Source organism: Pseudomonas sp. B22(2017) (assembly GCF_002113105.1).
In the GTDB taxonomy this organism is placed as follows: domain Bacteria; phylum Pseudomonadota; class Gammaproteobacteria; order Pseudomonadales; family Pseudomonadaceae; genus Aquipseudomonas; species Aquipseudomonas asiatica.
In genome coordinates, this window is sequence record NZ_NEJN01000001.1 from 210,866 (window position 1) to 228,052 (window position 17,187).

The 17,187-nt window shown below is 65.3% G+C and carries 15 protein-coding genes; 11 read left to right on the forward strand and 4 right to left on the reverse strand.

What is annotated here, in order from left to right:
• Positions 1–189 precede the first annotated feature (189 nt).
• On the forward strand, positions 190–1,839 hold the full coding sequence (locus CAG18_RS01080; protein ID WP_085719895.1) for a VRR-NUC domain-containing protein: 1,650 nt from the start codon (positions 190–192) through the stop codon (positions 1,837–1,839).
• Entirely contained in the window at positions 1,836–4,097 is a 2,262-nt protein-coding gene (locus tag CAG18_RS01085; RefSeq protein ID WP_085719897.1) for an ATP-dependent DNA helicase, read from the forward strand. The genes CAG18_RS01080 and CAG18_RS01085 overlap by 4 nt, the downstream gene beginning before the upstream one ends.
• A 172-nt stretch (positions 4,098–4,269) precedes the next feature.
• Here CAG18_RS01085 and CAG18_RS01090 read toward each other — a convergent pair whose 3' ends face one another.
• Positions 4,270–5,451, reverse strand: coding sequence for an NnrS family protein (locus tag CAG18_RS01090; RefSeq protein ID WP_085719899.1), 1,182 nt, complete (start codon positions 5,449–5,451; stop codon positions 4,270–4,272).
• A gap of 214 nt (positions 5,452–5,665) precedes the next feature.
• Between CAG18_RS01090 and xerC the strand changes: the two genes are divergently transcribed.
• From xerC to ureG, 9 genes are all read left to right on the forward strand, one after another.
• A complete protein-coding gene (xerC, locus tag CAG18_RS01095; protein ID WP_015270152.1) occupies positions 5,666–6,580 on the forward strand; it encodes a tyrosine recombinase XerC in 915 nt (304 codons plus the stop codon).
• Positions 6,581–6,973: 393 nt separating this feature from the next.
• The gene (locus tag CAG18_RS01105) at positions 6,974–7,807 is read left to right on the forward strand and encodes an urease accessory protein UreD (RefSeq protein WP_085719901.1); all 834 of its coding nucleotides are present in this window, start codon (positions 6,974–6,976) and stop codon (positions 7,805–7,807) included.
• A 9-nt stretch (positions 7,808–7,816) separates the two neighbouring features.
• Positions 7,817–8,119 (forward strand): urease subunit gamma, encoded by a 303-nt coding sequence (locus CAG18_RS01110; protein ID WP_003256923.1) that lies wholly within the window; start codon positions 7,817–7,819, stop codon positions 8,117–8,119.
• Positions 8,120–8,138: 19 nt separating this feature from the next.
• Entirely contained in the window at positions 8,139–8,456 is a 318-nt protein-coding gene (locus tag CAG18_RS01115; RefSeq protein WP_085719903.1) for an urease subunit beta, read from the forward strand.
• Complete coding sequence (ureC, locus tag CAG18_RS01120) at positions 8,453–10,156, forward strand: urease subunit alpha (protein WP_013972449.1); 1,704 nt, start codon at positions 8,453–8,455, stop codon at positions 10,154–10,156. Before CAG18_RS01115 ends, ureC begins: the two co-directional genes overlap by 4 nt.
• Before the next feature lie 10 nt (positions 10,157–10,166).
• Positions 10,167–10,688, forward strand: a complete 522-nt coding sequence (ureE, locus tag CAG18_RS01125; RefSeq protein WP_085719905.1) for an urease accessory protein UreE — start codon at positions 10,167–10,169, stop codon at positions 10,686–10,688.
• Between the two features lie 17 nt (positions 10,689–10,705).
• Positions 10,706–11,251, forward strand: a complete 546-nt coding sequence (locus CAG18_RS01130) for a HupE/UreJ family protein (protein WP_025339423.1) — start codon at positions 10,706–10,708, stop codon at positions 11,249–11,251.
• Positions 11,251–11,925: an urease accessory protein UreF gene (locus tag CAG18_RS01135; RefSeq protein WP_039612955.1), complete on the forward strand. Its 675-nt coding sequence runs from the start codon at positions 11,251–11,253 to the stop codon at positions 11,923–11,925. The genes CAG18_RS01130 and CAG18_RS01135 overlap by 1 nt, the downstream gene beginning before the upstream one ends.
• An 11-nt stretch (positions 11,926–11,936) precedes the next feature.
• Entirely contained in the window at positions 11,937–12,560 is a 624-nt protein-coding gene (gene ureG, locus CAG18_RS01140) for an urease accessory protein UreG (protein ID WP_010953755.1), read from the forward strand.
• Between the two features lie 183 nt (positions 12,561–12,743).
• Here the strand turns inward: ureG and CAG18_RS01145 are convergent, their stop codons facing one another.
• The 3 genes from CAG18_RS01145 to CAG18_RS01155 form a co-directional block, all read right to left on the reverse strand.
• Complete coding sequence (locus CAG18_RS01145; RefSeq protein WP_061552168.1) at positions 12,744–13,472, reverse strand: thioredoxin family protein; 729 nt, start codon at positions 13,470–13,472, stop codon at positions 12,744–12,746.
• Between the two features lie 94 nt (positions 13,473–13,566).
• Positions 13,567–15,768 carry an LTA synthase family protein gene (locus CAG18_RS01150; RefSeq protein ID WP_085719907.1) on the reverse strand — a complete coding sequence of 734 codons (2,202 nt, stop codon included), beginning with the start codon at positions 15,766–15,768 and terminating at the stop codon, positions 13,567–13,569.
• Positions 15,769–15,903: 135 nt separating this feature from the next.
• On the reverse strand, positions 15,904–17,184 hold the full coding sequence (locus tag CAG18_RS01155; protein ID WP_015270160.1) for a transporter: 1,281 nt from the start codon (positions 17,182–17,184) through the stop codon (positions 15,904–15,906).
• Positions 17,185–17,187: the final 3 nt, after the last annotated feature.

A 17,187-nucleotide genomic window follows, 5' to 3' on the forward strand; every position in this document is an offset into this window, starting at 1 on the left:
AATGTTCTGCACGTATTCGCACAGGCCGACACCGCCGCCGTGCGGGCCAGTTCGCCGGGGCTGCTGCGCAGCCCATCGCGACACAAGGCCGCTCCACAGACAGCGCCACCGAACTGACCCACGGCACTTGCCAGGCTTACTGGTCTGTATGTATAACCAGTATCCATTCCAGCCGCCTGACCCCAGCCCGTGATCGCCCATTCCGTCGACGACCCGTTCTACTACCTGCACAATTTCCGCCAGGTGCTGCTGTGGGTAGAACAGCGCTACGAAGACCTGCTCGACGATCAGGAACTCGCTTTCATTCACACCTTCAGCCAACTGGACGCCCCGGCGCAGGCCCTGATGGTGCGCATGGTCATGCGCAAGGGCGAGCTGTTTCGCAGCGACCGCCTCGACTATGCCGAAATCGGCGATACCGGGCAGGCCCTGCAACCGTTGCTGGCCCTCGGCTGGGTACGGGAGCCCGCGCAACTGGAACTGGAGCAACTGTTCGCCCTGTTGCGCAAGGACGAACTTGCCCGTTGTTTTGCCCCGCAGCTGAGCCGCCCTCGCGCCGCCAAGCATGACCTGCTTGCACAACTACAACCCTTGGGCCTGCAAGGCCGGTCACTGGCCGAGTGGTTCCCGGACAGTGGCATGCGCATCCTCCATTGGTGCCTGCAACCCTTGTGCGACCGCATGCGCCTGCTGTTCTTCGGCAACCTGTACCAGGACTGGTCGGACTTCGTCCTCGCCGACCTTGGCTTGTTGCGCTACGAACAGGTGCCGTTCAGCCCCGATTCGCGTGCCCTTCAACAACGTGCCGAAGTCGACCTGGCCATGGCCTTGCACCGTTGCGCCGAGCGCCTTGAGCAAGGCGACGACCCGCTGTCGATCCTGGCAGCCATGCAGGACCTGCACAGCGACAACCCATGGCTGGCCCGGCGCCATGCGCGCCTGCAATTCGCCTTGGGCCAGCAATGCGAGCGTCTGGGCGACTGGGCGCAGGCCATGGCTGTGTACACGCAGTGCAGCCACGCCCAGGCGCGCATCCGCCAGGTGCGGGTGCTGGAGCGCAGCGAGCAGTGGCACCAAGCCCATGCGCTGGCGCTGCAACTGGCCGCGGCACCGGCCAACGCCCTGGAAGTGCAGGCGCTGGAACGCATGTTGCCACGCCTGGCACGCAAGCTCGGTGGCCCGCCACAGCGGCGCCAGCGTGTCGCGCCGCTGGAGCTGATCGAGCTGGAGCTGCCCCGGGAACAGGCAGCGCTGGGCGTGGAGGAGGCGGTACGCCAGTACCTGGCCGAAGCCGGTGGGCCGGTGCATTACGTGGAGAACACGCTGTTCAACAGCCTGTTCGGCCTGCTGTGCTGGGAGGCGGTCTTCGCCCCGGTGCCCGGCGCCTTCTTCAACCCGTTTCAGGCCGCCCCGCAGGACCTGCACGACGGCGACTTCCAGCAACGCCGCAGTGCTCTGTTCGAACATTGCCTGGGGCGGCTCGACGATGGCAGCCATCACCGGGCGATTCTGGATTGCTACGCCGCCAAGCAAGGGCTGCAGTCGCCGTTCGTGTTCTGGTCCGTGCTCAGTGAAGAATTACTTGAACAAGCCTTGGCCTGCCTGCCGGCGGCCCATTTGAAACAGTGCTTCCTGCGCCTGCTGCAGGACATCCGAAACAACCGCGCCGGCATGCCCGACCTGATCCAGTTCTGGCCCGGGCAAGGCCGCTACCGCATGGTCGAGGTCAAGGGGCCCGGCGACCGCCTGCAGGACAACCAGCTGCGCTGGCTGGAGTTCTGCCGGGCGCACGGTTTGCCTGTCGCGGTGTGCCATGTACGCTGGAGCGAAACGCCTTGAGCTATAGCGTGGCGGTACGAGCCTTGTGCGAGTTCAGCGCCAAGGTCGGCGACCTGGACCTGCGCTTCACCCCATCACCCACCGCTCAGGAGGGGATCGAGGGGCACCGTCGGGTGGTGGCGCGACGCGCTGCGGGCTATGAGTCGGAAATTACCCTCGAAGGCCAGTTCGAAACCTTGAAAGTACGTGGCCGCGCCGACGGTTACGACCCCACCTGCAACCGCCTGGAAGAGATCAAGACTCACCGTGGCGACCTGTCGCGCCAGCCGGCCAACCATCGTCAGTTGCACTGGGCGCAGGCCAAGGTCTATGGCTGGTTGATGTGCCAGGCTCGGCAACTGCCGAGCATCGAGGTGGCGCTGGTGTACCTGGATGTGGACAGCGATGGCCAGACGCTGATCAGTGAACACTGCACGGCAGCCGAACTGCAGGCCTTCTTCGAAACCCAGTGCCAACGCTTTCTGGCTTGGGCACAAGGGCAGGAGCAGCGCCTGGCCGAGCGTAACCAGGGCCTGCAAGCGCTTGGCTTCCCCTATCCGGCGTTCCGCCAGGGCCAGCGACAACTCGCAGAAACCCTGTACAAGGCGGTAAGCACTGGCCGCTGCCTGATGGCCCAGGCCAGTACCGGAATTGGCAAGACCCTCGGTACCTTGTTCCCCCTGCTCAAGGCCATGGTGCCGCAGCAACTGGACAAGCTGTTCTTTCTCACCGCCAAGACCCCGGGCCGGGCCCTGGCCCTGGATGCCATGCGCCAGATCACCGATGCCACGCCGCAGCCGGCCTTGCGCACGCTGGAGCTGATCGCCCGCGACAAAGCCTGCGAGCACCCCGACAAGGCCTGCCATGGCGAATCCTGCCCCTTGGCCGCAGGCTTCTACGACCGCCTGCCGGCCGCGCGCGCTGCGGCGGCAGCGTTGCCCATGCTTGACCGCGCCCAGCTGCGCGAAGTGGCCTTGGCGCACCAGGTGTGCCCGTATTACCTGGGCCAGGAGATGGCACGCTGGGTAGACGTGCTGGTGGCGGATTACAACTACTACTTCGATGCCCATGCCTTGTTGTTCGGCCTGACCCAGGCCAACCAGTGGCGGGTCGCGGTGCTGGTGGACGAGGCGCACAACCTGGTCGAGCGCGGCCGCGGCATGTACAGCGCCAGCCTCGACCAGGGGCAGTTGTTGGCCCTGCGCCAGAGCAAACCGCCCGGGCTGGTCAGTGCGCTGGACCGGCTGAACCGGCAGTGGAACGCCCTCTACAAGGAGCAGCGCGCGCCGTACCAGGCCAGCGAGTCGCTGCCAGATGCTTTGCTGCGTGCCCTGCAGCAATGCATCGGGCTGATCCAGGAACAGATGAACCAGGCACCCGCGCAAATGGACCCGCAGGTGCTGCAGTTCTTCTACCAGGCGTTGCAGTTCAGCCGGGTTGCCGAGCTGTTCGACGAGCACTTCCTGTTCGACATCAGCCAGCGCCAAGGGCCACGCAAGCGGCGGCTGGCCACCCTGTGCCTGCGCAATGTCACCCCGGCGCGCCTGTTGGGCCCACGCATGCAGGCGGCGCGCAGCGTGACGCTGTTCTCTGCAACCCTGAGCCCACGGCATTTTTACAGCGACCTGCTAGGTATGCCGGCCGATACCGCCTGGCTGGAAGTGGCCGCGCCGTTTCGCGCCGAACAGCTGGAAGTGCGCATTGCCAGCCAGGTATCCACCCGCTACCAGCAACGCCAGGCTTCGCTGGCGCCGATCGTCGAGCTGATTGCCAGGCAGTACGAGCGCATGCCGGGCAACTACCTGGCATTTTTCAGCAGTTTCGAGTACCTGCAACAGGTGGCCGGGCTGCTGGCCGAGCGACATGCGCAGATACCCATGTGGGTTCAGGAACCAGGCATGGACGAAGCGGCCCGGCAGGGCTTTCTCGAGCGTTTTGTGGCGGATGGCCGCGGGGTGGGCTTTGCGGTGCTGGGCGGTGCATTCGGGGAAGGGGTGGATTTGCCGGGTACCCGGCTGATCGGCGCGTTTGTCGCCACCCTCGGGCTACCCCAGGTCAACCCGGTCAACGAGCAGTTCAAGCAGCGCCTGGGGCGGCAGTTTGGTGCGGGGTTCGATTACGCCTATCTCTACCCGGGCGTGCGCAAGGTTATCCAGGCGGCAGGCCGGGTCATCCGGGGCGACCAGGACCGTGGCGTTCTGGTCTTGATCGACGAGCGCTTCGCCGAACCCCGGGTGCAGCAGATGTTCCCGGGGTGGTGGCCGGCGCCGGGAGGTTAACGCGGCCCCGGCAATTTGTGCATCTGTGCTGAAACCTTGGGGCTGCTTCGCAGCCCATCGCCGGCAAGCCAGCTCCCACAGGTACAGCGCAGGCCTTGAGGTCGGCGCGGTCGGTGTGGGAGTTGGCTTGCCGGCGATGGGCCGCAAAGCGGCCCCAATCTAGGCATCAAGGCTAGCCCGGCATACCGTCAGCCCGTGGCTGCAGCAGGATGGGCAGGTAGTGGCGCAGGAACAGCAGCAGCGCCAGGCTCCAGCACATTACTGAAAGGCTCACCCCCAGCGGCGTTAAAAGCGGCAGCACCACCCGCGCCAGCGTCGCCAGTTGGATCAAGGCAAAGGCCCAGGCAATGCTGGTCGGCACCTGCAGCGGCCTGCCGGTGTGGCCCAGGCTGACCCGTGCCATCATCGCCAGGATCAGGCCGCTCATGGCTCCCACGGTCAGGGCGTGAGTCACCAGGCTCGGGCTCAGCGCCACCCCGGCATGCCACAGCGCCATGCCCAGGCAGGCAATGGCGATCCAGGCATAGGCCAGATGCAGCGACCACAGCAGGGGCGCACGCCACAGGCCGCGGTCATGCCACAAGGCCAGGCGGGCCGTATGCAGAGCGAACAAGGCGCCGAACAGCACGGCCAGGTCGATACGCGGCGTATCGGCCAAACCCGCGGCAAAGGCCAGCGGTACCGCCACGCTCAGTAGCAGGCAGGCGCGGTCCAGCCAAGGGCGGGCAGGGGCCGGTGCCATGTTGCCCAGGCCGCGCCGGGTGAAGAACGGGATCACCCGCCCGCCAAGCACGGTCATCATCGTGGCCACCAACCACAACCCGGCAAACAGCCCGCGGCGCTGCCAAAGCTCATCCTGGCGCAGCCAGCCGACCAGGGTCAGCCACTGGCAGGCGGCGATCAGCAATACCAGGCCGACGATCGGGTAGTTGGTACGCAAGCGCCGCTGCACGATCGGCCGTGCCAGCGCCAGCCCCACCAGCGGCAGGAAGCTGCCCTCGATCACTACCAGCAAGCTGTCCGGTAGTGGCAGGAACCAGCTCACCCGGCCCAGCAGCCAAAGCAGGAACAAACCCTGTAGCGCGCGCCCGTTCAAGCCTGGGATGCCGCTCCAGTTCTGCACGGCGGTCAGCAGGAAACCCGCGATGATGGCAGCAGCAAAGCCATAGAGCATTTCGTGGCGGTGCCAGGCGAGCATGCCGCCGGGGGGCGTGGGCTCCAGCGCACCGGCCAGTACGCCGCCCCACAACAGCAAGGCGAGCAGCGCAAACAAACTGCCACCCAGGAAGAATGGGCGGAAACCCAGGCCCCAGACGGCCTGGCGTGGGCGTGAATCGATCGGCTGCACAAGCATGGGCTGACCTTCGTTCGTTCAGTGGGCTCAATTGGGGTAAGATCACGATCCGTGCCAGCTCCGAACCCCTTGTATATCAAGGTGATGGCACTTCTCCGGGTCCGAATGACATGTGTATTCCGCTGTTATTTGGACCTGCTTGTATGTCGTATTGACTTGCTTCAGGGTCTGGCCGGTTCGCCGCTGGCCAACGCTTCGCTACAGGATTCACGTTTTGTCCGATCTCTCGAAAAATCCGCTGCTGCAGTACATGGCCCGCCTGGCCCCATCCAGCCAGCAAACCATGCGCTACATCCTTCAGGACGCCGCCGATCGGCTGGGTTTTGTCGACTGCAATATCGTCGATGTGCCCTGGCATCGGCTCGAGCCCGGCCATGTGATCGCCCTGGTGGCGGCGCTGCGTGCGGACGGTTACGCCCCCAACAGCTCGTCGCTGTACGTCAACGCCATTCGCGGTGTGATGAACGAAGCCTGGCGCCAGGGCCTGATTGATCACGAGCAGTTGCTGCGCATTCGCGAAGTCAAGCCGGCCACCGGCAGCCGCCTGCCGCCGGGGCGCAACCTGCGCCGCAGCCTGATTCGCGAGCTGATGGATGTGTGCGCGGCCGACCCACGGCCGCAGGGTGTGCGTGACGCGGCGATCATCGCCTTGCTGTACGGCACTGGCATGCGCAAGTCGGAATCGGTGGACATCGACCTGGACCAGGTCGACTTCGAGGCGCGCAGCCTGCAGGTGCTGGGCAAGGGCAACCGCCAGCTGATCAAGTACGCCCCGCCATGGGCGTTCGAGAAGTTGCAGGCGTGGCTGGACCTGCGCCGCCAGGACTTGCCCGCAGGGGCCGAAGACGACCCGTTCCTGTTCAACCGCATCCGCCGTGGCAGCCATATAACCCGGGCACGCATCACCAAGCATGCCATTTACTACATCGCCCGCCAGCGTGGTGCGCAGGTGGGCGTGAAGATCATGCCGCACGACTTCCGTCGCGCGTTCATCACCCGGGTGATCGAAGAGCACGACCTGTCCATTGCGCAGAAGCTGGCGCATCACGCCAATATCCAGACCACGGCCATCTATGACCGGCGTGATGACAACGAACGCCGGCGTGCGGTGGACCGCTTCGATTACTGAGGCCTTGTCGCTGTATAAAGGGCTTGCTCTAACCCTGTGGGAGCGGGTTCACCCGCGAACACGGGCGAAGCCCGTGCCATGCACTGGGTTGGATTCTTCGCGGGTAAACCCGCTCCCACAGAGGCCGTGTCGCAGCATCGGGTAATTTTTGCCTTGAGATCACAGCACCGAAACAGGGCCGAAGCACGCCCCTGCCTTGTGCGCCATCTCCCTCTATGCCCGATGCCAGAGCGGCCATGGCAAATCCTTCATCTTCGTTCACCTGCGGAGTTGGCCCGCAACCTGCTATATCCAGCCTGCGAATTTGATCGAGTGGTCAGGGCGCGCACGCCGTAGCCGTGCGTGCCTGCCACTCTAAACGGCCAGCAGGCCACGGATTTCAGGGGCCGCAGGATGTCGCTCGCGGAGCAGATCGAACAACAACACGACGATGCCGGCTGGAGCGCTCACCTGCAGTTGCGCTTCGTCAAACGCGACAAGGTGACCCGCCTTGGTGCGTGGTGGCATTTCGGACCTCTTTTGGTGCAGCGACCGTTCTATCCGGAAGGTGCACCGTGCCATGTCTACGTGCTGCACCCTCCTGGTGGGATCGTCGCTGGCGACCGCCTGGAGCTGGATATCCAGCTGGAGCCGGGCAGCCACGCGCTGCTGACCATGCCCGGCGCCAGCAAGTTCTACCGCAGCATCGGCCCGACCGCGCGGCTGGTCCAGCGTTTCCACCTGGGCGCCGACAGCACCCTGGAGTGGCTGCCGCAGGACAGCATCTTCTTCTCCGGCGCCCGCGCCAGCCTCGACAGCCGTTTCACCCTCGATCCGGGGGCGCGCCTGCTGGCCTGGGAAACCCTGTGCCTGGGGCGCCCGGTGATGAACGAGCGTTTCGAGCAGGGTGCCCTCGACAGCCGCCTGCACATCGAACTGCCCGACGAAGTGGGCCTGCACGAGCGCCTGCGCGTCGAAGGCGGGCGCCTGAGCAAGCTTGGCGGGCATCCGCTGCTGGCCACCTTCTGCGCCGCACCCGCCGACCAGGCCGTGCTGGATCTGGTGCGCCCGCTGCTCGACGAGATGGCCAACCCGGCCGGCGCGACCCTGCTCGGGTCGTTGCTGGTGATCCGCGTGCTCGACCATGACAACCAACACCTGCAACGCACCCTGCAACGCCTGTGGCATGTGCTGCGCCCGGCCGTCCTCGGCCTGCCGGCCTGCCCGCCGCGTATCTGGGCCACCTGAGAGAGCGCCATGGAGCTGACCCCGAGAGAGAAAGACAAACTGCTGCTGTTCACCGCCGCGCTGCTGGCGGAGCGGCGCCTGGCCCGTGGCCTGAAACTCAACTACCCGGAAGCGGTGGCGTTGATCAGTGCCGCCGTGCTCGAAGGCGCCCGTGATGGCCGCACCGTCGCCGAGCTGATGAGCCTGGGGCGTGAAGTATTGAGCCGCGAGCAGGTAATGCCTGGCATCGCCGAAATGCTCCACGACGTGCAGGTCGAAGCGACCTTCCCGGATGGCACCAAGCTGGTGACCGTGCATGACCCTATCGTCTGAAATTGCCCAGGAGCCCCGCATGATCCCAGGTGAAATCCAGGTCGCCGCCGGCGACATCGAGCTGAACAGCGGCCGCGCGACAGTCACCGTCAGCGTGGCCAACCATGGCGACCGGCCGGTGCAGGTCGGCTCGCACTACCACTTTTACGAAGTCAACGAGGCGCTGGTGTTCGAGCGCGCGCCTACGCTGGGCTTTCGGCTGGACATCCCCGCGGGTACCGCCGTGCGCTTCGAGCCTGGTCAGGCGCGTACCGTGCAACTGGTGGCATACGCCGGCAAGCGCGAGGTCTACGGCTTCCAGGGCAAGGTGATGGGCGTGCTGGAGGGCAGGGCATGAGCCGCATTTCCCGCCAGGCCTATGCCGACATGTTCGGCCCCACCGTGGGCGACCGCGTGCGCCTGGCCGACACTGCGTTGTGGGTCGAGGTGGAGCACGACTTCACCATCTATGGCGAAGAGGTGAAGTTCGGTGGCGGCAAGGTCATCCGCGATGGCATGGGGCAGGGCCAGATGCTGGCTGCCGAAGCCATGGACCTGGTACTGACCAATGCCCTGATCATCGACCACTGGGGCATCGTCAAGGCCGATATCGGTATCAAGCACGGGCGTATCGCGGTGATCGGCAAGGCTGGCAACCCCGATGTGCAGCCGGGCGTGAACGTGCCAGTGGGCCCCGGCACCGAGGTGATCGCGGCCGAGGGCAAGATCGTCACCGCCGGTGGTGTCGACTCGCACATCCATTTCATCTGCCCGCAACAGGTGGACGAGGCGCTGAACAGCGGTGTCACCACCTTCATCGGCGGCGGTACCGGGCCAGCCACCGGCACCAATGCCACCACCTGCACGCCCGGCCCCTGGTACCTGGCGCGCATGCTCCAGGCCGCCGACAGCCTGCCGATCAACATCGGCTTGCTGGGCAAGGGCAACGCCTCGCGGCCGGAAGCGCTGCGCGAGCAGATCGCAGCCGGCGCCGTGGGCCTCAAGCTGCACGAAGACTGGGGTTCGACACCAGCAGCCATCGACTGCTGCCTGGGCGTGGCCGAGGAAATGGACATCCAGGTGGCGATCCACACCGACACCCTCAACGAGTCCGGCTGCATCGAAGACACCCTGTCGGCGATCGGCGACCGCACCATCCACACCTTCCACACCGAGGGTGCTGGTGGCGGTCACGCCCCGGACATCATCCGCGCGGCAGGGCAGGCCAACGTGTTGCCGTCCTCGACCAACCCGACCCTGCCGTACACGGTCAACACCGTGGACGAGCACCTGGACATGCTCATGGTTTGCCACCACCTGGACCCGAGCATCGCCGAAGACGTGGCCTTTGCCGAGTCGCGCATCCGCCGCGAAACCATCGCCGCCGAGGACATTCTCCACGACATGGGCGCCTTTGCCATGACTTCGTCCGACTCCCAGGCCATGGGCCGGGTTGGCGAGGTGGTGCTGCGCACCTGGCAGGTGGCCCACCAGATGAAGCTGCGCCGCGGGCCACTGGCGCCGGACACCAGCTACAGCGACAACTTCCGGGTCAAGCGCTACATCGCCAAGTACACCATCAACCCGGCACTGACCCACGGCATCGGCCACGAAGTGGGCTCGGTGGAAGTCGGCAAACTGGCCGACCTGGTGCTGTGGGCGCCGGCGTTCTTTGCGGTCAAGCCGGCCCTGGTGATCAAGGGCGGAATGATCGTCACCGCGCCCATGGGTGACATCAACGGTTCCATCCCCACGCCGCAACCGGTGCATTACCGCCCGATGTTCGGCGCCCTGGGCGCGGCGCGGCATGCCACGCGCATGACCTTCCTGCCCCAGGCGGCGATGGACCGTGGCCTGGCCGAGGAGTTGAACCTGCGCAGCCTGATCGGCGTGGCCCACGGCTGCCGCCGGGTGCGCAAGCCCGACATGGTCCACAACACTTTGCAGCCGCTGATCGAGGTCGATGCGCAGACCTACCAGGTGCGTGCCGACGGTGAACTGCTGGTCTGCGAACCGGCCCGCGAACTGCCGCTGGCCCAGCGTTACTTCCTGTTCTGAAGGAGCACCGATGATTGTCTTGACCCGCCGTATCACCGAGCCCGGCACGCTGGGCGAAACCGGCACCGTTACCCTGGACGTGGACAGCCGCATCAAGAGCCGCCTGCGGGTGACCCTGGATGATGGTCGCGAGGCCGGGCTGATGCTCGAACGCGGCCACCTGCTGCGCGGAGGCGAACTGCTGGCCGATGCCGAGGGCACCCAGCTGATCCGCGTGCTGGCGGCGCCCGAGGCGGTGTCCACGGTGCGTTGCACCGACCCGCACCTGCTGGCCCGCGCGGCCTATCACCTGGGCAACCGCCATGTGCCGCTGCAGATCGAACCCGGCCTGTTGCGTTTCCAGCACGACCACGTGCTGGACGACATGTTGCGTGGCCTGGGCCTGACGGTAGAGGCCGAACAGGCACCGTTCGAGCCTGAAGCGGGCGCCTATCAGAGCGCACCGCACAGCCACAGCCATAGCCACAGCCATAGCCACACCCACACCCACGGCCACGATCACCCGTTCGTGCGCCTGCCTGCCCATTCCTGAACTGCCTGGAGCAACCGATGAAAAAGACTTTCGCCCTGTTTCTGCTGATGCTGGCTCTGCCTGCCTTCGCCCACCCCGGGCACGACGCCAACCCGCTGCAGGACGGCCTGCTGCACCCGTTGACCGGTCTTGACCACCTGCTGATGCTGCTGGGCACCGGTGTGCTCGCCGCGCTGACCCGGCGCAGCCTGACGCTACCCCTGGCAACCCTGGCGGCGATGTTCGGCGGCGCGGTGTGCGGCCACCTGTTCGGCGATGTACTGGGCATGGAAACCCTGATTGCCGTGTCGCTGCTGGTGGCTGCCGGTGCCGTGCTGCTGCCCAGCCGCCAGCTGCTGCTGGCGATGGCGATGCCGGTGTTCGCCCTGTTCCATGGCTGGGCCCATGGCGTGGAAGCCACGCCAAGCGCGTTCTGGCAGTTCAGCGCCGGCTTCGTCACGGTCAGCGGCCTGTTGCTGGCGGCCGGCTTTGCGGTCGGTTGCCTGTTGCGCAGGCATAGCGGCCTGCAGAAGGCCTTTGGCGGCGGCCTGCTGGCCGGCGCCGCGCTGGTACTGGCTGGTTGATGGACAGCGACCTGGCGCTGTTGCGCCTGCTGCAGCTGGCCAGCCCTGGCTTGCCGGTGGGTGGCTTCACCTACTCGCAAGGCCTGGAGTGGGCGGTCGAGGCGGGCTGGGTACGGGACGTGGATGGTTTCGCTGCCTGGCAGCGCGAGCAGATCGACGACACCCTGGCCTGCCTCGACTGGCCGGTGCTGGCGCGCTTGTACCACGCCTGCCAGGCCGAGGACGCCGAAGCCTTCGGCCACTGGAGCCGCTTTCTGCTGGCCAACCGTGAAACCGCCGAGCTGCGCCTGGAAGAACAGCAGCGCGGCGCGGCGCTGGCACGGCTGCTGGACGGCTGGCAACTGGGCCAGGCGCCGGCCTGGCGGGCCAGCCTAGAACTCACCCAGCTGGGCGGTATGGCCTGGCTGGCTGCGCATTGGGCGATCCCACTGCGTCAGTTGGCCCTGGGCCATGGTTTTGCCTGGCTGGAGGGCGCGGTAATGGCCGGGGTCAAGCTGGTGCCGTTCGGCCAGCAGGCCGCCCAGACCTTGCTGCGCGACCTGGGGGCAGGGCTGCCCGCGGCCCTCGACCAGGCACTGGGCCTGGGCGATGACCAGCTTGGCGGCGGCCTGCCGTTGCTGGCCATTGCCTCATCGCGACACGAAACCCAATACACCCGTTTGTTCCGTTCCTGAGGACTGCCTGCATGCAAAGCTATCAACAACCCCTGCGCGTCGGTGTCGGCGGCCCGGTCGGCTCCGGCAAGACGGCGCTGCTCGAAGCCTTGTGCAAGGCCATGCGCGACCATTACCAGATCGCAGTGGTCACCAACGATATCTACACCAAGGAAGACCAGCGCATCCTGACCGAAGCCGGGGCCCTCGAGCCGGAGCGCATCGTCGGCGTGGAAACCGGCGGCTGCCCGCACACGGCGATACGTGAAGACGCCTCGATGAACCTGGCGGCGGTCGAAGCACTGGCTCGCAAATTTGGCAACCTCGAGGTGATCTTCGTCGAAAGCGGCGGTGACAACCTGAGTGCCACCTTCAGCCCTGAGCTGGCCGACCTGACCATCTACGTGATCGACGTGGCCGAAGGGGAGAAGATCCCGCGCAAGGGTGGGCCAGGGATTACCAAGTCGGACTTCCTGGTGATCAACAAGACCGACCTGGCGCCCTATGTGGGGGCTTCGTTGGAGGTGATGGAGCGCGATACCCAGCGCATGCGCCCGCAGCGGCCATGGACCTTCAGCAACCTGAAGAAGGGCGAGGGGCTGCAGGCGGTGATCGACTTCATCGTCGAGCGCGGGATGCTGGGTGTGCGCGGCTGAAGACTATGTGCTGCACTTGAGAATGCTTGGCCGCTGCGCGGCCCTTGTAGGAGCAGCCTTGTGCTGCGAAGAGGCCCGTACTGGCTATGCAGATCTGTTGCCTGTACCGGCCTCTTCGCAGCACAAGGCTGCTCCTACAAAGGACGTGCCAAGCGAGTGATAAGGGATATGTGTTGCCTCACGTTATTTGTGGCAGCAGTTAGGCTTATCCGGCTGCCCTTCATAACGGTCGTGGTGCCGCACCCAGTCCATGGTCCCAGCCTCGTTGCGCCCCAGTGGCGCGATGTCGAGGAAGTTGTAGGTGTTGACCAGGATGTCCAGCCCGCGGGCATAGGTCGAGTAGGTGTGGTACACGCTGCCGTCCGGCTCGCGGTAGAACGCACTCAGCCCGGGAAGCTCGCTTTCATCGCCCTCATATGGCTCATAGTTGTACTGCCGCTGGCCCTCGCTGCCGACGCTGACGCCAAAGTCCTCGTTGAAGCCGCTGCCATGTGACGAATACCAGGGGAACTGCCAGCCCATGCGCCGGCGGAATGCCTGGAACTCGGCATACGGCGCACGTGACACCGCCACCAGCGACACGTCGTGATGGGCCAGGTGCAGGTTGGCGCCGTCAAAGTGGTCGGCCAGGAATGAGCAGCCGTGGCAACCTTCGCTCCAGCCTTCGGCGAACATGAAGTGGTAAACCAGCAGTTGGCTGCGGCCTGCGAACAGGTCGGCCAGGCTCAGTTCGCCGTCCGGTCCCTGGAAGCGATAGTCGTGCTCCACCTTGACCCAGGGCAGGGCGCGACGGGCTGCGGACAGCGCGTCGCGGTGGTGGGTGAAGGCCTTTTCGTGCAGCCACAGCTGTCGGCGGGCCGCCAGCCACTGGCTGCGGGAAACCACCGGGTGCCTGCTTTCGCTCGTGCTCATGGTGTTATCTCCACATTGGGGGGATTCACACACTAGTCGAGCACGGGCGGGTTGAATCGACAGGTCGCGGCGGCCCGGCGATGAGTGGTACCGTTCAGCCCGAATGGGCGATATGCCCTTCGGTCAGCTCATCCGCTGCTTCGTCTTCCCCTGGCAGTGCGGTTATCACACTGAAGTCGCTGATTTCCACCTGACCACCACCATAGCCCAGCAAATGGAAGGAAAACGCCTTGCGCGCGGTCGGGTTGTCGAAGCTGAACTCCATCTCCAGCGGCTCGTCGGCAGTGACTTTCACTTCGTAAGGCAAGCCCAGCGGTACGTCCTGCTCCAGCTGCTTGGCCTTGAGCTGGATATAGGCTGCGCGCTTGGGGTCCAGCGAACGTACCTTGACCCGTACGCGGGTATGCGAACCCTCGGGCATTTCCAGGTACTGGGCGCCGATCAGGTTGTCGGCCCAGTCATCTTTGATGCGCTTGCGCAGCTGGATCGGCGATGGGCCGCCGAACTGGTAACGAAGGTTGAGCGGTGTCTGCAGCAGGGACTGGTCGAGCACCCCGGCGAGGGCACCGATCTGCTGGCCCAGCAGGCTGTCGCCCAGGCCAAGGTAACGTGCCTGGTCGGCGATGAAGCCCTCGCTGGCGTAACGCCGGCAGCGCTGCTGGAAGTCGCACTCGGTGAACACACCCCGGCCGTCGTGATAGCGCAGCATGCCGTTGGTGTAGGAGATCATTTCACGACCGCTGTCGTAATCGCGGTACAGCGAGCGACCGCCGAGCGCCATGGGGATGGGCAGCGCAAAGTAGTCGAGCAGCGAGGTGGCCAGGTCGATATGGCCGTAGGTGCCCCGCTTGATCCGTGGCAACTGCGCCTGCTCCGGCGCCAGGGTGAGGTTGAAGCCCCAGGACGAGGCCAGGCGCACACCGTCGATGCCGTGGGACTCGTCGGAAGTCACTACCACCAGGGTGTCCTTGAGTACGCCCTGGCGTTCGAGGTTGTCGAGAAATGCACCGAGTGCATCGTCCAGGTAGGCGACTGCCGCCTGTTTCGGCGTGTCGTAGCGCTCCATGTACTCGAACGGCGCCGAGTAGGGCTGGTGGGTGCCCACGGTGAGCAGGGTCAGCATCCATGGCTTGTCCTGCTTTTGCAGCTGGCCGACGTAGTTCAGAGCCCCCTCGAAGAAGGAGCGATCATCCTTGCCCCAGGGGAAGTCCAGGTAGTTCTTGTTGCGGAACCACTCCTGGCCGTGCACCGAGTCAAAGCCGATGTGCGGCATGATGCGGTCCTTGGCCATGAAGCGCAGGCCGGCACCCTGCAGGTAGTGGGTAGTGAAACCGGCCTGGCGCAACTGCGCTGGCAGGCAGGCCTGGTTGCGTTCGTTCTGGGTCAGCAGTTCCATGCCCTTGGGCGTGCCGTTGGCCAGCTTGTCATAGTCACCGCACAGCATCGCGTACAGGCCACGGATGGTCTGGTGGGTATGCAGCACGTAGTCCGGGGTGTTCATGCCGCGCTCGGCCCACTGGCTGAGCTTTGGCATCAGCTCTTCGTCGAAGCGGCTGTGCAGGGCCTGGCGGTTGGGCCGCAGGTAGGCCCCAGGGATGCCTTCCACGGTGATGATCAGCAGGTTGCGGGCGTTGCCTGGCCCGGCGAGCAGCCGCTGGCCATGCAGGTCGGATTGGGTCAGGCCGGTACTGGCCAGAGGGGTGAAGGTACGTGTGCGGCCCATCCAGCCTTCGACCTGGCGCTGAAGGTTGCCGGCCCCGGCCGACAGCAACTGGTGAGTGAGGTTGTATTGCCGCCATTGGTCGGCGTCGGAAGGTACCAGTTGCTGGCTGCCCCAGTGGGCGCCAAACAGCAGCAGCGGAATGGCCCAGGCCTTGCGTGGCAGCGGCTGGCTGCGTTGGCTACGGCTGCGCCAGGCGATGGCCAGCCAGCCCAGCAGGCCGGTGCCCATGATCCAGGGCAGCCAGGCATGGGCCAGGCCGCCACCGGTCGAGTTTTCCATGAACTGCGGGTCGAGCAGATATGTCAGGTCAGCGCTGGTGGGCAAACGGCCAACCGCGCTGACCAGTTCGGCCGAAGCCACCCAGAGGGCCGCCCAGGCCAGCAATACGGGGAGCGCCAACCACCACGGCCGACGGTGCAGCAGCAAGACCAGCAGGCTGCCGAGTGCGAGGTCGGACAGGTAACCGAGCGGGTTGGACCAACCCAGCATGGCGCGCGTACCCAGTGGGATCACCAGTACCAGGGTCGCCAGGGCGACAAGCCGGGTACGGGGGTGGTCTGACAGGTTCTTCACGAAAACATCCCTTTTGCCATTAAATCGTCATGCAACTGTGCTTGATGATAACAGGCCGTGGCATGGGAGGCGGTCCGGGACAAGGCTGGTAACCAAAACCGGGCCCTTTAGCGCGGGCCCGGCCAATGGCAAGTATCAGAAGTAGTAGGGGAATTTCAGGCTGAAGGAAAAGTCCGGCGCGTCATCGGTCAGACCAATGGACAGGTTGGGCACGATGGTCAGGTTGTCGGTGGCGGCGAAGGTCATGCCGATGTTGAAGTTGGCTGCGTTGTAGTCGCTGTTGGAGATCGACTGCCAGTCACCACCATCGGGCTTTATCTTGCTCTTGCGGGCGAACTGGTCGGACACCGAGAACGACATGCTCATCTTCTCGTTCAGGGCAAAGGCGATACCGCCGCCGATCTGCCAGGAGTCGCCCAGCTTCACGTCGCCGGGCACCTTGCTGTTGACCTGTGGGCTGATGTCGCTGAACGAGTCTTCCATGTTGTAGGTATAGGACAGGCTGCCGAAGAGCACGGCCGGGTCGAACGTCTTGACCAGCGAGATGCCCGGCGTGATCGACCAGACGCCGTTGCCGGTCGGCAGGCTTTCCGGTACCGACAGGTTGTCGTTGCCCTCGACCTGGCGCAATTTGATGCCATACGGGTCTTTGCCGGTCGGTGCCTTTATGCGCAAGGTAGCGACGGCGTCAGGCCAGGTCTCGTCTTCGTCGAGGAACTTGTAGGCGACGCCGACGTTGACGTCGCCAATTTCCGGGTCGCGGGTTACGGTTTCGTCCGAGGTGCTCGCCCCGGCTCCCCCCGCACCGCCGGAAGAGTAGGTGGATTCGCGGTACACCACCGGGACGTTGATGTCGAACTGCCAGCGCTGGGCGAGGTTGTAGCGAGCAGTCATGTCCAGGGTCCAGTTATCTGCCTTCACCCGGTCAAGGTTGATACTGCCGAGGAAGATCGAGTCCAGTGCCAGGAAGCCGTTGAGCACCAGCGCCCGAGTATCGTAGTGGGTATAGGTGACACCGGTCTCGAAGCTGAACTTGCCGCCGCCGAAGAAGCCGCTGGCCTCGTCATACAGGTTGGACACGCTCTGTGCCGGTTCGGCGTCGGCGGTCAGCGCCTGACCATAGGAGCTGCCGGTGGTGCCCGGTGCACCCGATGCCACCGTCTGTGCGCCCTTGACCCCTTCGGCCGGGGACCTGACCAGGCGTTTGGGCGGTGGTGCTGCCGGGGTTTCCTCGACCTGACGTACGCGCTGCTCCAGCACCATCAGCGCTTGCTGCTGGGCTTCGTAGCGACGTTTCAGCTCCATCAGTTCCTGCTTGAGAGCCTCAACCTGCGGGTCGGAGGCGGCGTAGAGCAATGTGGCCGGGGCCAAGGTGGTCAAACACACAAAAACTTTGAGCGATAAAGATCGGTGCATGGA